We start from the raw sequence: 14717 nt of genomic DNA on the forward strand, positions 1-14717 counted from the left end.
ACAGCCTTCCGAAAAGTGGAAACCTCATTCTCATATGATGCGGCGGCGAGGGTGGGGCGACTGCCCGTCCCCCTCGACGACAAGGTGGTGGCCGCCGAACAACGCCTGGCCGATCTTTTCGCGGCCTCCGACCAGATTCCGGAGGCGCCCGACTTCGGCAAGTGGGTCGACCGTAGGTTCAACGGTGTGCTCGCGGCGAGCGGCACACAGTGACGATGCGAGGAGACGACGATGACGGTCATAGTGCTGCTGGAACTGAAGTTCAAGCCCGACGAGGTCGGTGCCGGGCGTGAACTGATGGGGCGCACGCTGGAAACCACTCGGGCATTCGAGGGAAATCTCCGTACTGACGTCTGGGTCGATGAGGCCGACGAAGCCCACTGGATCATCTACGAAGAGTGGGAGTCGGTCGACGCCGACGAGGCCTACCGCGCGTTTCGCGCCGGCGAAGGCAAGGTGACCCAGCTGCCGCCGCTGCTGGCCGCACCTCCGGTCAAGACGAGGTACACCACCAGCGACGTCTGAGCGGGCTAGCCCAGGGCGGGGATGACTTCCCGCTCGAACAACTCGATGCCGGATCGGTCGTAGGCGGCCTCGGGGAAATAGACGATCGCGTATTCGCAGCCGAGATCGCGGATCTTGGCCAGCCGCTCGATCACCTGTTCCGTGGTGCCCATCGCCGAGTCGGGCAGGCTACTGGTCATCGAATCCGCCAGGGACTCAGGCACATAGTCGACCAACCGGTCGCGCACCCGCTGCTGGCGGTCTTTGACCTCGGCCTCGGAGGTGCCGACGATGGCGGTGAAGTTGGCCGAACGCACGATCGCGTCGAAGTCGGTGCCCACGTCGCGGCAATGCCCGGCGAGCACCTCCGACTTCTGGGCAAACGCCTCGGGCTCCGCCGTGAAGTTGGTGTACTGCGCGTACTGCGCCGCGATGCGCAGCGTCACCTTCTCGCCCCCACCGGCGATCCACAGCGGAATACCATTGTCCTGCAACGGCTTCGGCTCGACGATCGCACCGTCGACCTGGTAGTGCTTGCCGTCGAAGCTGACTTTGCCATCACGCCAGGCGTCGCGCATGATCTGCACGCCTTCGTCGAGGCGGCCCAATCGCACGCCGGCCGATGGGAACCCGTAACCGTAAGCGCGCCACTCGTGTTCGTACCAGCCGCCGCCGATGCCCATCTGGATGCGACCGCCGGAGATGATGTCGGCGGTGGCCGCCACCTTGGCGAGGTAGACCGGATTGCGGTAGCTCATGGCCGTGCACATTTGGCCGAGCTTGACCCGTGACGTGGTCGCGGCGTAGGCCGACATCAACGACCAAGCCTCGTGCGTCGCTTCGGCGCTCGGCATCGGGACGGTGTGGAAGTGGTCGTAGACCCACACCGAGTCCCAGGCGCTGCCGTCGGCGTAGGAGGCCAAGTCCCGCATCACCGCCCAGTGTTTCGCCGGGTCGATGCCTACCAGATCCATCCGCCAGCCCTGCGGAATGAAGAAACCAAAGCGCATGGTTAGCGACTCTAGCTCTCGTCGGGGCGAGCCGGAATGGGTTGGGATGCCACGTTCGCTCACAGCAGATCCCTACCAGCGCCCCAGCCGGTGTCGGCAGGACAGCGCTCAATGAATGCGTTGCAAACAAGGGCGATACGAGTGATGGACGACTGATGGAGCACAGGGAATACGCGGACGTTCGACACAATGAGCCACCGCGAAAAGCCCCCGAAACCACGCTGTTTCGAGGGCTTTCGCGAAATGCTCGAACGGAACTCAGGCCAGCGAATCCGGCGGCAGGAAGCGGTCGCCATACTTGGCGGCCAGCTCACGGGCCCGCGCCACGAAGGCTTCCTTGCCCGTACCGCCCGCACCGGAGTAGCCGACGATGAACTGCGCGCTACCACCGGTGTACGGCGGGAACCCGATACCCATGATCGATCCGATGTTGGCGTCGGCAGTCGACGTCAACACGTTCTCGTCAAGGCACTTCTGGGTTTCCAGCGCCTCGGCGAACAGCATCCGATCGATCATGTCCTGCAACGGAATCTCCGCGCTGCCCGACTTGAACGTCTCCCGCAGGCCCGGCCACAGGCGGGTCCGCTTGCCGTCGACGTACTCGTAGAAGCCCGCGCCCTTCAACCGAGACGGACGGCCGAGCTCGATCATCTTCTCGACGACGGCCTCGGCCGGGTGCGGCTCGTAGGTGCCGCCCGCGTCCTCGACACCCTTGCGGGTGGCGGTGGCGATCTTGTGCATCAGCTCCAGGTTGAGCTCGTCGGACAGCTGCAGCGGCGGCGCCGGGTAGCCGGCCTGCGAACCAGCATGCTCGACACTGGCGGGCTCCACACCCTCGCCCAGCATCGCCAGCGCCTCGTTCACGAACGTGCCGATCACCCGGCTGGTGAAGAAGCCGCGACTGTCGTTGACGACGATCGGGGTCTTGCCGATCGCCAGCGTGTAGTCGAACACCCGAGCCAGCGCTTCGTCAGAAGTCTTCTCGCCCTTGATGATTTCGACCAGTGGCATCTTGTCGACCGGTGAGAAGAAGTGGATCCCGATGAAGTCCTCTTGGCGCTTCACGCCGGTCGCCAGACCGGTGATCGGCAGCGTCGAGGTGTTCGATCCCAGCAGTGCGTTGGGCTCGACGATGTCCTCGATCTCCTGGAACACTTTGTGCTTGAGGTCCTGGTTCTCGAACACGGCCTCGATCACGAAGTCGACACCCTTGAAGTCGGCGGGGTCGGCCGACGGCGTGATGCGGCCCAGCAGCGCCTTGCTCTTCTCCTCGGTGGTCTTGCCACGCTCAAGTGCTTTGGCCTCAAGCTTTTCCGAGTAGTTCTTGCCCTTCTCGGCGGCCTCGATGCTGACGTCCTTGAGCACCACGTCGTAACCAGCCTTGGCCGAAACGTAGGCGATACCGGCGCCCATCATGCCCGCGCCCAGCACACCGATCTTGTTGATCTTCACCGGCTCGATCCCGTCGGGACGCGATCCACCGGAGTTGATGTACTGCAGATCGAAGAAGAACGCCTGGATCATGTTCTTCGCGACCTGACCCGTGACCAGCTGGGTGAAGTAGCGGCTCTCGATGCGGCTGGCGGTGTCGAAGTCCACCTGCGCGCCCTCGACGGCCGCGTCCAGAATTGCTCGCGGCGCCGGCATCGGCGCACCCTTGAGCTGCTTCTTGAGCAGCGCCGGGAAGGACGGCAGGATGCCGGCCAGCGCGGGGCTGGACGGGGTGCCGCCGGGCATCTTGTAACCCTTTTTGTCCCAAGGCTGTTCGTGCGAGTCGGGGTTGGCCTTGATCCACGCCTTGGCGGCGGGGACGAGTTCGTCGACCGAGCCGACCAGCTCGTCGACCAGTCCGATCTCCTTGGCCTTCGCCGGCTTGAAGCGGGTGCCCTGCGACAGGATGTTCATGAACGCATTCTGGATGCCGAACATCCGCACGGTGCGGGTCACCCCGCCGCCGCCGGGCAGCAGGCCCAGCGTTACCTCGGGCAGCCCGAGTTGACTCCCCTTGACATCGGCCGCGATTCGGTGATGACACGCCAGCGCGATCTCCAGGCCACCGCCGAGCGCGGCACCGTTGATGGCAGCCACCACCGGCTTGCCCAGGGTCTCCAGGGCGCGCAGGTCCCGCTTGACCGACTCGACGGTGTCGAACGCCTCACCGGCATTCTCCGGACCGAGGTTGATCATGGCCTTGAGGTCGCCACCGGCGAAGAAGGTCTTCTTCGCACTGGTGATAACCACACCGGTGATCGAATCCTTCTCTGCCGCAAGACGTTCGACCGTATTGTGCATGGACGCGCTGTAGTGCTCGTTCATCACATTGGCCGACCCGGTGGGGTCGTCAAGCGTCAGCGTGACGATGCCGTCGGCGTCCTTGTCCCACTGGATGGTGTTCTCTAGCTTGGTCTCTGGCATTGCCTTAAACCCTCTCAATGATGGTCGCGACACCCATGCCGCCACCGATGCACAGCGTGATCAGCGCGCGACGCGCGTTGCGGCGCTCGAGCTCGTCGACCATGGTTCCGGTGATCATGGCGCCGGTGGCGCCCAGCGGGTGGCCCATCGCGATGGCACCACCGTTGACGTTGAGCTTCTCGTCCGGGATGTTGAGGTCTTTCTGGAACTTCAGCACCACCGACGCGAATGCCTCGTTGAGCTCGAACAGGTCGATGTCGTCGATCGTCAGGCCGGCACGGTCGAGCACCTTGCGGGTGGCCGGCGTCGGGCCGGTGAGCATGATGACCGGGTCCGCACCGCTGGTGGCCGTGGCCACGATGCGCGCCCGCGGGGTCAGGCCCTGGGACTTGCCCGCGGCTTCCGAGCCGACCAGCACCAGCGCGGCGCCGTCGACGATGCCGGAGCTGTTGCCGCCGGTGTGCACGTGGTTGATCTTCTCGACGTAGTGGTACTTCGTCAGCGCCACGTCGTCGAAGCCGCCCATCTCGCCGATGCCGTCGAACGCGGTCTTCAGCTTGGCCAGGCCCTCCATCGTGGTGTCGGGGCGCATGTGCTCGTCGTGGTCGAGGATGACCAGACCGTTCTGGTCACGCACCGGCACGACCGACTTGGCGAAATAGCCTCCCGACCAGGCTTCGGCGGCCTTCTCCTGCGAGCGCAACGCATAAGCGTCGACGTCCTCACGGCTAAAGCCCTCGATGGTCGCGATCAGGTCGGCGCCGATACCCTGCGGCACGAAGCCGATCTGGTAGTTGGTCTCGGGGTCGGTCGCCCAGGCGCCGCCGTCCGAGCCCATCGGGACACGGCTCATCGACTCGACACCACCGGCCAGGACCAGGTCGTCCCAGCCGGAACGCACCTTCTGCGCGGCGGTGTTGACGGCCTCGAGACCCGAGGCACAGAACCGGTTCAGCTGCACACCGCCGGTGGTCTCGGGCAGCCCGGCGGCCAGCACCGCGGTGCGGGCGATGTCGCCACCCTGGTCACCGACCGGGGACACCACGCCCAGGATCATGTCACTGATCAGGTTCTCGTCCAGGTCGGGATTACGCCGGCGCAGCTCGTCGACCAGGCCGACGACCAGGTTCAGCGGCTTTACCTCGTTGAGCGATCCGTTGCGTTGCTTCCCGCGGGGTGTGCGGATGGCCTCATAGATGAAGGCTTCTTCGGACATGTCGACTTCCTGTTCGCAAAATGGGGTTTCGGGTCCGTCTAGGTGCACCCTAACAGGGGCGCCCGGCCAACCTGTTGGTTGGGCAAGTCGGCCCCGGTCTGGTAACCGCCGGGACGAGTGTGCGTCCGGCCGCACACTCGATGTCGAAGGTGCGGCTAGCCGCACACCCGGCCGACGTCCGCCTAAGCTCGACGACCATGACGGTGTCGCGATTGCGGCCCTACGCGACCACGGTGTTCGCCGAAATGTCGGCGTTGGCCGCGCGCATCGGCGCGGTGAACCTGGGTCAGGGCTTTCCCGACGAGGATGGACCCCCGGCGATGTTGAAGGCGGCGCAAGACGCGATCGCCGACGGTGCCAACCAGTACCCGCCCGGGATCGGCATTGCGCCGCTGCGCCAGGCCGTCGCGGCGCAGCGCAAGCGGCATTTCGGCATCGACTACGACCCCGACACCGAGGTGCTGGTGACGGTCGGGGCCACCGAGGCCATCGCGTCGGCGGTCATCGGCCTGGTCGAGCCGGGCTCGGAGGTACTGCTGATCGAGCCTTTCTACGACTCCTACTCGCCGGTGGTCGCGATGGCCGGCGCACACCGCGCCGCCGTACCGCTGGTTTCCGACGGCCGCGGCTTCGCGCTGGACACCGACGCGCTGCGGCGGGCGGTGACACCAAAGACCCGGGCCCTCATCGTCAACTCGCCGCACAACCCGACCGGCGCCGTGCTGAGCGCGGCCGAACTGGAGGCGATCGCCGAAATCGCGGTGGCCGCAGACCTTTTGGTGATCACCGACGAGGTGTATGAGCACCTGGTGTATTCTTCGCCCCACGGCCATCGTCATCTGCCGCTGGCCGGTTTCGACGGCATGGCGCAGCGCACCATCACCATCTCCAGCGCGGCCAAGATGTTCAACTGCACCGGCTGGAAGATCGGATGGGCTTGCGGTCCAGCACAACTCATCGCCGGTGTGCGCGCGGCCAAACAGTACCTTAGCTATGTCGGCGGGGCGCCGTTCCAGCCCGCGGTCGCGCTGGCGCTCGACACCGAGGACGCCTGGGTGGACGACCTGCGGCGCTCGCTGCAAGCCCGGCGCGACCGGCTGGCCGCCGGCCTGGCCGACATCGGTTTCGCGGTGCACGAGAGTAACGGCAGTTACTTCCTGTGCGCCGACCCTCGGCCACTCGGATACGACGACAGCACGACGTTCTGCGCGGCACTACCGGAAAAGGTTGGTGTGGCGGCTATTCCGATGTCGGCGTTCTGCGACCCGACCGCGCCGCATGCCGATCTGTGGAATCACTTGGTGCGCTTCACCTTCTGCAAGAGCGACGACACCCTCGACGAGGCGATCAGGCGACTGTCCGCACTCAAGACTGCTTAGCATCCTCGTCGCCCATCACGCGCTTACGCAGGCCTTCCAGAGCGGCGTAGAGGATTTTGTTGCCCGCCGAGCGCACCCAGAACCCGGGCAGTGGTGCCCTCAGCTCGATCGTGAGACTGAATCGGACCCGGGTCTTGTCGTCGCCCTCGCGCTCCAAGTTGTATTCGCCATGTTGAGCGTGTTGCTGCGAGGTCTTCTGCGCATCCCACACCATCCAGTCGGGACCCCAGTGATATTCCACCATTTCGGTGTCGGCGATGCCGCTCACCCTGATCGTCATGCGCACGTGGTGCGGCATGCCGTCGGGATATCGGTCGACGACTTCGACCCGCTTGTGCAACGGAGACCACGAGGGCACGGCGTCCATGTCGGCCAGCGCCTCCATGATCACGTCCGGGGGCGCCCCGATGACAATTTCCGACGATGCGCGTATGGCCACTGCCTAACAAATTAGCAATGGAGATCGAATTACGTTGCCTTATCCGGACCACCCCGCGCGACCAGATCGCGCAGCCCCTTGATCGACGCGTCGAGAACGTGTTCCATCGCGCGCCGAACGACGAATCCGGGAATGGGCCCTGCCGGTTCGACGGTGATGTCGAACCGCACCCGCGTCTTGTCGACGCCCTCGGGCTTGAGGTTGTATTCGACGTGCTGGCCGTGTTGTTGGGCCGTCCCCTTGACGTCGTACACCACCCAGTCCGGGCCCCAGTGGTATTCCAGCACCTCTTTGTCACGCAGGCCCATAATTCTGATGGTGGTTTTCACGTGGTGCGCACGGCCGTCCGGATAACGGTCGACGACTTCAATTTTCTTATGCAGCGGCGACCAGGATTCCAGCACGCTGACATCCTCGAGCGCCCCCATGACCACGTCGAGCGGCGCATCAACTATGAATTCACGTGATGCCTTTACAGCCACTGAGCTCAACCTAGCAATCCGGTTCGAGGCACGGAACGTATTCGGGTAAGTAATTTGCTACCAGTTGATTTCGTCGATCGGCGTGGTGGCGGCCGGCGGTGGTCCGACGGGCCCGGCCGGCGTTCGCGAGAAACGCGGAGCGGGCGCGGCCTGCTCGACACCGTGGGCGGTGATCAGCGTCGACCGCGCGTTCAAATGTTCGTTGCAGGCGGCCTCGTTCCACGTCAGCACCGGCGTGACACACGCGTCGGTGCCGGCGAAAACCTGAGTCCACTCCTCTCGCGTCCGGCTGGCGAAGCGCTGCGCGAACACGTCGTACATCTGCTGATACGAACCGCTTTCAAGCTGCCCCGGCACCTCGCCGGGTGACAGACCGAGCCCGTTGAGCAACGCCGCGAAGAACTGCGGCTCGATCGCGCCGACGGCCATGTACTTGCCGTCGGAGGTTTCATAGCAACGGTAGAACGGCGAGCCGCCGTCGAGCAGAAACGATTCGCGCTTATCGCGCAGGCTGCCAATTGCCTTCATGGTCCACATCATTTGGGCAAGCACGCTGACGCCGTCGACCATCGCGGCGTCGACGATCTGCCCGCGGCCCGACCGCTCGCGTTCGTACAGCGCGACGGCGATACCGATGAGCACCAGCATCGACCCGCCGCCGAAATCGGCGACCAGGTTCAGCGGCGGCATCGGCGGCCGGTCGGCGTAGCCCAGCGCCGAGAGCGCTCCGGTCTGCGACAGGTAGTTGATGTCGTGCCCCGCCGTCGACGCCAACGGCCCCTCCTGGCCCCAGCCGGTGATCCGCGCGTAGATCAGTCGCGGATTGACCGCCGCGCAGTCGCCGGGTCCAATCCCGAGTCGCTCGCAGGTGCCAGGCCGAAAGCAGTCCAACAACACGTCGGCCTTGGCGGCGAGCTCGAGCAATGCGCCCGGGTCAGTCTTGACGTCGAGGTCGACGATCCGCTTGCCCCGGTGCAACAGGTCGCGGTCCTCGGCCGGCATCGTCGGGACTGCCTGCCGGCGACCCGCCTCGCCCGGCTTCGCCGCGCTTGCGATCGCCGCGCCGCCGGGGCGGCGCACCCGCACCACGTCGGCACCCAGGTCGGCGAGCATCATGCCCGCGTGGGGCCCGGGTCCGATGCCGCCGAGTTCGATGACTTTGATCCCGGCCAGGGGTCCCGCGCCGGTCACGGCGGCTACTTACCCTTCTTCACCTGCAGCACCCGCTTGCGCAAGCCCTCGGTCCCGGTATCGACGGTGCCTTTGATGGCGCGCTTCAACACGAAGCCCGGCAACGGCACCACGGGATCGACGCTGAGCTCGAACTTGACCAGGGTGGCGTCGCCCTTCGGCGTCAGTTTGTAAGAGGCATCCTGGGAGCGCTGCTGACCGGAGCTGATCAGCGTCCAGCTCACCTCGTTGTCGCCCCACGAGTACTCGACCACCTGCTCGTCGGTGATGCCCGCGGCTTTGACTTTCATCTTGACCTTGGTGGGGCGCCCGTCGGCGTCACGCTCCAGGATTTCGACGCTCTGGTGGGGCGGCGACCATTCGGTCACCGAGTCGAGATCGGCGATGACGTCGAGGATCTCTTCGGGGCTGGCTTCGATGACAACTTCGCGGGTTTCGTTGATCGCCATGGCCCGCACGATAGCGAAACCACGCCCGGCGGGGAGCGCTTTCGACCAGCGTAACGTCGACTTCGTGACTGCTACCACGCCAGACGCGGCGGCCGGGCCCGCGGATCCTGTCTACACCATCGGCGACTACCTGTTGGACCGTCTCGCCGAGCTTGGCGTCTCGGAGATCTTCGGCGTCCCCGGCGACTACAACCTGGAATTCCTCGATCACATCGTCGCGCATCCACGGATTCGGTGGGTGGGCAACGCCAACGAGCTGAACGCCGGCTACGCCGCCGACGGTTATGGCCGGCTGCGCGGAATGGCCGCTGTGGTAACGACATTCGGCGTGGGGGAGCTTTCGGCGACCAATGCGATCGCCGGCAGCTACGCCGAGCATGTCCCGGTGGTGCACATCGTCGGTGGCCCCTCCAAGGACGCCCAGGGCACCAGGCGGGCGTTGCACCATTCGCTCGGTGACGGCGACTTCGAGCACTTCTTCCGCATCAGCCGTGAAATCACCTGTGCTCAAGCCAATCTCATGCCGGCGACGGCATGCCGGGAGATTGACCGGGTGCTGTGCGAGGTGCGCGAGCAGAAGCGGCCGGGCTACATCCTGCTGTCCACCGATGTGGCACGCTTCCCCACCGAACCGCCTGCGGCGCCGCTGCCCCGCTACACCGGCGGGACCAGTCCGCGCGCGCTGTCGATGTTCATCGACGCGGCCCGCGAACTCATCGGCGACAACCGGCTGACCGTGCTGGCCGACCTGCTGGTGCATCGGCTACAGGCGGTCAAGGAACTCGAGGCGCTACTGAACGCCGACGTGGTGCCCTACGCCACGCTGATGTGGGGCAAGAGCCTTCTCGACGAGAGCGCACCCAACTACCTCGGCATCTACGCCGGCGCGGCCAGCGCGCCCGCCGTGCGTGCCGCGATCGAGGACGCACCAGCGTTGGTCACCGCCGGGGTGGTGTTCACCGACATGGTGAGCGGCTTCTTCAGCCAACACATCGACTCCACCCGGACCATCGACGTCGGGCAGTATCAGAGCAGTGTGGCCGGTGAGGTGTTCGCGCCGCTGGAAATGGGCGCCGCGCTCGGGGCGCTGGCCGAGATCCTGACGGGGCGCGCAACCAGTTCACCACCCGTCACGCCGGCAGCGGGCCACCAGCCCGCGGCCTCGGCCCCCGCGCCTGGGCGCGATCAGGCACTGACCCAGGAGATGGTGTGGGACCGGCTGTGCAACGCGCTCACACCGGGCAACGTGGTGCTCGCCGATCAGGGCACCTCCTTCTATGGGATGGCCGACCACAGGCTACCCAAGGGGGTCACATTCATCGGCCAACCCCTTTGGGGCTCAATTGGTTACACGTTGCCCGCGGCGCTCGGCGCGGCCGTAGCGCACCCGGACCGAAGGTCGGTGTTGTTGATCGGTGACGGCGCCGCGCAACTGACCGTGCAGGAACTCGGCACGTTCTTTCGCGAAGGGCTGTCGCCCGTCATCGTCGTGGTCAACAACGACGGCTATACGGTCGAACGGGCGATCCACGGAGAGACGGCGCCCTACAACGACATCGCCAGCTGGAGTTGGACCGACATCCCCAACGCGCTCGGCGTGGCCAACCACCTCGCGTTCCGCGCGCAAACCTACGGCGAACTCGACGACGCGCTGACCGCGGCGGCAGGGCATCAGGACCGCATGGTGCTTGTCGAAGTGGTGTTGCCCCGCATGGAAATTCCCCCGCTGCTGGTCGAACTCGTGCAGCCGATGTCGCCGGACGGCAGTAGGCGCCGCTGAAAGGTGGCGACATCGAGCGGACTGCTCGCTAGCCCTCGATGCGCATGATGTTGGCAAACTGGCCGACGAACAGCGGCGGGTACGGACCGACTCCCGCGCCCGACATCCACTGGGCGGCGGCGTCCGGATGCTCGATCCACTGCCGCGCGCTGGATTCGTCGGGAAATTCCTGCAGGATCAACACCTCGTGATTGTCGTCGAAAGCCTGGAATATCCAAGTCTTTCGGATACCGGCCGCGGCGAACCGGTCTAGCGCCGAGTTGACGCCGGCCGTCAGCGCCGGCACATCGTCGACCGATGCGATGGCGGCCACCACGACCCCGGGCACCGCCGAGCTCGACGATGGTGCCGGGATGAACCTGTCGATGATCTCTCCGGCGAAGACCGCGGGGATGTCTTCAACACCGGCCTCGTCGAACCAGTTGAAGAACACCCGCGATCGGAGCAGTTCCACGATCGGCTCACGGCTGTGCACCCCGATCATCACGAGCACGCGACCGTAGTCGTGCGTTGATGTGTAGACGAGCACGTGGTGTGCGCCGATCTCGGAGAGGGCCGACTTGTTTCGCTCGAGTAGCGGCCACACCCGGCTGGGATCCGGAACGCGATAATCCGACGCAATCACCATCGAGTGGATATCGCCGTCGGTCAACGAAGTTGGTCCTTCATCACTTTGCCGGTTGCATTGAGTGGGAGTGAATCAAGGAACTGTACCGCGCGTGGGACTTTGAAGCCCGCCATGCGGTCGCGACACCAACTGATCAATTCGTCGGCGCCCACGGCACCGTCGAGCACCACGAACGCCTTACCCACCTGTCCGAGTCGCTCGTCGGGCACGCCGATGACCGCGGCCTGCGCGACGGCGGGGTGACTCAGCAGGAAGCCTTCGATCTCGGCCGGGTAGGCGTTGAACCCGCCGACGATGAACATGTCCTTCTTGCGGCCGACGATGCGCAGCCGACCGGCCGGGTCGAGGTTGCCGAGATCGCCGGTGTGCAGCCAGCCGTCTTCGTCGATCGCCTGCGCGGTGGCCGCGGGATCGTCGAGGTAGCCCTGCATGACGCCGTAGCCGCGAACCAGCACCTCGCCGTCGTCGGCGATGCGCACCTCGACGTCGGCGCAGGGCACACCGGCGGTGGTGGCGACGTCCTCGAAGGAATCGCCCGGCAGCGACAGGGTGACGTTGCCGGCCTCGGTCAGTCCGTAGCCGGTCATCAGCGTTTCGAACGGCAGTTCGTCGTGGATGCGACGGACCAGCTCGACCGGGATGTCCGCGGCGCCGGTCACGCCTGCCCGCAACGTCGACAACTTGGACTTGTCCTGCACCGTCAGCAGCGAGTGATACAACGTCGGCGGGCCGGGCAGCATCGTGATGTGTTCGCGCGCAATGAGATCCACCACGGTATCGACGTCGAATACGGCGACCGGAAGCATCGTCGCGCCGCGCAGGAAGGACGTGACAAGCCCCGCCTTGAGGCCGAACGTGTGGAAGTACGGATTGATCTGTAGGTAACGGTCGCCCTCGCGCAGATCCGCCAGTGTCGCCCACTCCTCGTACATGCGCAGCGTCTGGCGATGGTTCATCATCGCGCCCTTCGGACGGCCGGTCGTGCCCGACGTGAAGATGATGTCCGAGATGTCGCTGCCGCTCACCGCCCGCTCGAACGGCGAACCGCTGGAAAGGAAGTCGGACTTCACATCGATGACCGGCGTCCCCGCGGGGGCGGTGTAGTCCTGGCCCAGGAACCCCTTCTGCACCAGGACGGCCTTGACTTCACTGCGGGCGATGATGTCACCCGCCTCTTCGGCCTTGAATCGCGTGTTGACCGGCACCAGCACCCCGCCCGCGGTGAGCAACCCGAACGCGGCGATGATCCACTCGGCCGAGTTGGGCGCCCAGACGGCGACGCGGTCACCCTTGTCAACACCGAGTTCTGCGAATGCGCCGGCGGCGCAACGGATTCGGTCGACAATTTCGGTGAAGGCGAAGCGCAGCGGACCGTCGACAACTGCTTCCGCATCGCCGAAGCGGTCCGCCGCGCTCAAGACCATCTCGGGGATGGTCTGCCACTCAGGCCCGATTGGCCGGCGGCGGGACGTCACACCGTGACGAGCCGACCGAGGTTGCCGCCCATGATCTTCGCCTGATCCTCCGGCTTCAGGTGCGACAGCGCCTCGATGTAATAGGTCGGCTCCGCCAGGCCTTCCGGGTGCGGCCAGTCCGAACCGTAGAGCACCTGGTCCACACCGACCAGTTTGACCAGATCGTCGATGCCATCCTCGAAGAACGGGCTGACGTGGATCCGGCTCTTGACCATCTCGACCGGGTCACTCGGGAAAGCCTCCGGGGCCTTGCGGAAGACCTCCGCCAGGCCGTCCAGCAGCGGGGTCATCCACTTCGAGCCGGCCTCGACGATCGCGACCTTCAGCTTGGGGTGGCGGTAGAGCGCGCCGTGAATCACCCACGAGCCCACCGAATCCTGGATCGGCCGCCACTCGTTGAGGATGCCCATCGCGTTGGTCTGGAATGGCAGCATCTCCTGGTCGGCGCCGTCCCACTCCGAGGTGTACCGGGAGTAGCCGCTGTCGGAAGAGTGCATGCCCACCAGCACGTCGTGCTCGACGACCCGCTCCCAGAACGGGTCGAACTCGGGCACCGCGAATGACCGCGGACCACGGAAGCCGGGGACCGGCGCCGGGCGAACCAGGATGGCGCGGGCGCCGCGCTTGACCGCCCACTCCAGTTCCTCGATCGCCTTCTCGACGATCGGCAGGGTGATGACCGGTGTGGTGAAGATGCGATTCTGGTAGTTGAAGCCCCAGACCTCGTCCAGCCACTCGTTCAGCGCATGGACCAGCACGTGGATAGCGAGCGGATCGTCGCGCAGCCGCTCCTCCAGCAGGCTGGCCAAGGTCGGGAACATCAGCGTCTTGTCCAGGCCCAGCTCGTTCATCGTCTCGAGCCGTGGGCCGGGTTCGAAGAACGCCGGGATCGCGCGCATCGGCTCGCCGAACAGCTCGCGCTTGCTCTTGCCCTCCGGGTTGCCGTACTTGAAGTACTCCTCCCAGGCGCCCGGCCGGGCGACGACCTCGAAGGTCGGGTTGGGAATGTAATTGCTGATCTGGCCGCGGATGGCGATCTTGGTGCGACCGTTGATCTGCACGTACTGGACGTAGTCCTTGTACTCCTTGGGCAGGAACTTGGTCAGCGCCTCCGGCGGCTCGTAGAGATGGTTATCCGCGTCAAAGATCGGAAACGGAACGTCCACCTTGTGCGACAACTGGCCCATGAGATCCTCCTTCGCGATTTGTGAGAATACTATTCTCTACTGGGCCCGCATCGCAAACGTGCACCCCAGTGGTGATCGCCACGCGCGGTGTCAGCAGGACACGATGATCTTGAAAGTCGCCGACGTTGCTTCGTTCGGTTTGTCGGTCTTGAAGCCGTTGGCGGTGCCGGTAATCGTGAACTTGTCTCCCGACATGCTCATGTCGGCGCGGGGGCCGTCGCCCCGGGCGTACATCCCGGTGAACCCGCCCAGATTTTGGATGCGTACCGACTCGGCAGACGGCGGTTGCGCCCCCTCGTCGATGATGATCTTGGCTCCGGCGAACTTGCCGCCGATGTCGATCGTCCGGGTCCATTGCACTTGACCGCATTGCACGACGTGAAAATTCGCGTCATCACCGTTGACGGTCACCGACGCCGAGCTAGAGATTTGGGTGGCCGGTCGCGACGTGCACGCCCCGAGGCCGGCCACAGCGAGCACCGCGACGGCCGTCACGACGATTCTGTCCTGCACGGGCCACCTCTATCCTCGATGTACAAACCCCTTCGGCCTGCAGCGATGA

Annotated in this window: 15 protein-coding genes; 4 read left to right on the forward strand and 11 right to left on the reverse strand. The window is 65.4% G+C overall.

Going from position 1 to position 14717, the window contains the following annotated elements; translation table 11 throughout:
- Positions 1–51: 51 nt before the first annotated feature.
- Both AC5Y5O_RS12755 and AC5Y5O_RS12760 read left to right on the forward strand, forming a co-directional pair.
- On the forward strand, positions 52–213 hold the full coding sequence (locus AC5Y5O_RS12755) for a hypothetical protein (RefSeq protein ID WP_165796479.1): 162 nt from the start codon (positions 52–54) through the stop codon (positions 211–213).
- 18 nt (positions 214–231) lie between these two features.
- Positions 232–525, forward strand: a complete 294-nt coding sequence (locus AC5Y5O_RS12760; protein ID WP_096290020.1) for a putative quinol monooxygenase — start codon at positions 232–234, stop codon at positions 523–525.
- Between the two features lie 5 nt (positions 526–530).
- Here AC5Y5O_RS12760 and AC5Y5O_RS12765 read toward each other — a convergent pair whose 3' ends face one another.
- From AC5Y5O_RS12765 to AC5Y5O_RS12775, 3 genes are all read right to left on the reverse strand, one after another.
- Complete coding sequence (locus tag AC5Y5O_RS12765; RefSeq protein ID WP_500025541.1) at positions 531–1514, reverse strand: LLM class F420-dependent oxidoreductase; 984 nt, start codon at positions 1512–1514, stop codon at positions 531–533.
- Between the two features lie 258 nt (positions 1515–1772).
- Positions 1773–3929 (reverse strand): 3-hydroxyacyl-CoA dehydrogenase NAD-binding domain-containing protein, encoded by a 2157-nt coding sequence (locus tag AC5Y5O_RS12770; protein WP_500025542.1) that lies wholly within the window; start codon positions 3927–3929, stop codon positions 1773–1775.
- Positions 3930–3933: 4 nt separating this feature from the next.
- A complete protein-coding gene (locus AC5Y5O_RS12775) occupies positions 3934–5145 on the reverse strand; it encodes an acetyl-CoA C-acetyltransferase (protein WP_096290023.1) in 1212 nt (403 codons plus the stop codon).
- Positions 5146–5342: 197 nt separating this feature from the next.
- Here AC5Y5O_RS12775 and AC5Y5O_RS12780 point away from each other — a divergent pair, with 197 nt between their 5' ends.
- Complete coding sequence (locus AC5Y5O_RS12780) at positions 5343–6524, forward strand: pyridoxal phosphate-dependent aminotransferase (RefSeq protein WP_096291360.1); 1182 nt, start codon at positions 5343–5345, stop codon at positions 6522–6524.
- Here the strand turns inward: AC5Y5O_RS12780 and AC5Y5O_RS12785 are convergent.
- The 4 genes from AC5Y5O_RS12785 to AC5Y5O_RS12800 are packed head-to-tail and all read right to left on the reverse strand — an operon-like array spanning position 6511 to position 9085.
- Positions 6511–6963, reverse strand: coding sequence for an SRPBCC family protein (locus AC5Y5O_RS12785; protein WP_096290024.1), 453 nt, complete (start codon positions 6961–6963; stop codon positions 6511–6513). The two genes, AC5Y5O_RS12780 and AC5Y5O_RS12785, sit on opposite strands and share 14 nt — an antisense overlap.
- A 29-nt stretch (positions 6964–6992) precedes the next feature.
- Positions 6993–7445: an SRPBCC family protein gene (locus tag AC5Y5O_RS12790; RefSeq protein WP_096290025.1), complete on the reverse strand. Its 453-nt coding sequence runs from the start codon at positions 7443–7445 to the stop codon at positions 6993–6995.
- A 57-nt stretch (positions 7446–7502) separates the two neighbouring features.
- Positions 7503–8636 (reverse strand): CaiB/BaiF CoA transferase family protein, encoded by a 1134-nt coding sequence (locus tag AC5Y5O_RS12795; protein ID WP_096290026.1) that lies wholly within the window; start codon positions 8634–8636, stop codon positions 7503–7505.
- A 5-nt stretch (positions 8637–8641) separates the two neighbouring features.
- Positions 8642–9085 carry an SRPBCC family protein gene (locus AC5Y5O_RS12800; RefSeq protein ID WP_096290027.1) on the reverse strand — a complete coding sequence of 148 codons (444 nt, stop codon included), beginning with the start codon at positions 9083–9085 and terminating at the stop codon, positions 8642–8644.
- Between the two features lie 64 nt (positions 9086–9149).
- On the opposite strand from AC5Y5O_RS12800, the gene AC5Y5O_RS12805 reads away from it, so the two are divergent.
- The gene (locus tag AC5Y5O_RS12805) at positions 9150–10865 is read left to right on the forward strand and encodes an alpha-keto acid decarboxylase family protein (RefSeq protein ID WP_243394180.1); all 1716 of its coding nucleotides are present in this window, start codon (positions 9150–9152) and stop codon (positions 10863–10865) included.
- 28 nt (positions 10866–10893) lie between these two features.
- Here the strand turns inward: AC5Y5O_RS12805 and AC5Y5O_RS12810 are convergent, their stop codons facing one another.
- From AC5Y5O_RS12810 to AC5Y5O_RS12825, 4 genes are all read right to left on the reverse strand, one after another.
- Positions 10894–11517, reverse strand: a complete 624-nt coding sequence (locus AC5Y5O_RS12810) for a fatty-acid--CoA ligase (RefSeq protein WP_096290029.1) — start codon at positions 11515–11517, stop codon at positions 10894–10896.
- A complete protein-coding gene (locus AC5Y5O_RS12815; RefSeq protein WP_243394181.1) occupies positions 11514–12917 on the reverse strand; it encodes a FadD3 family acyl-CoA ligase in 1404 nt (467 codons plus the stop codon). Before AC5Y5O_RS12815 ends, AC5Y5O_RS12810 begins: the two co-directional genes overlap by 4 nt.
- Before the next feature lie 47 nt (positions 12918–12964).
- Positions 12965–14155, reverse strand: a complete 1191-nt coding sequence (locus tag AC5Y5O_RS12820) for an amidohydrolase family protein (RefSeq protein ID WP_096290031.1) — start codon at positions 14153–14155, stop codon at positions 12965–12967.
- A 90-nt stretch (positions 14156–14245) separates the two neighbouring features.
- On the reverse strand, positions 14246–14668 hold the full coding sequence (locus AC5Y5O_RS12825; RefSeq protein WP_096290032.1) for a lipoprotein LpqH: 423 nt from the start codon (positions 14666–14668) through the stop codon (positions 14246–14248).
- Positions 14669–14717 lie beyond the last annotated feature (49 nt).

This window comes from Mycobacterium sp. NGS40, from assembly GCF_059812735.1.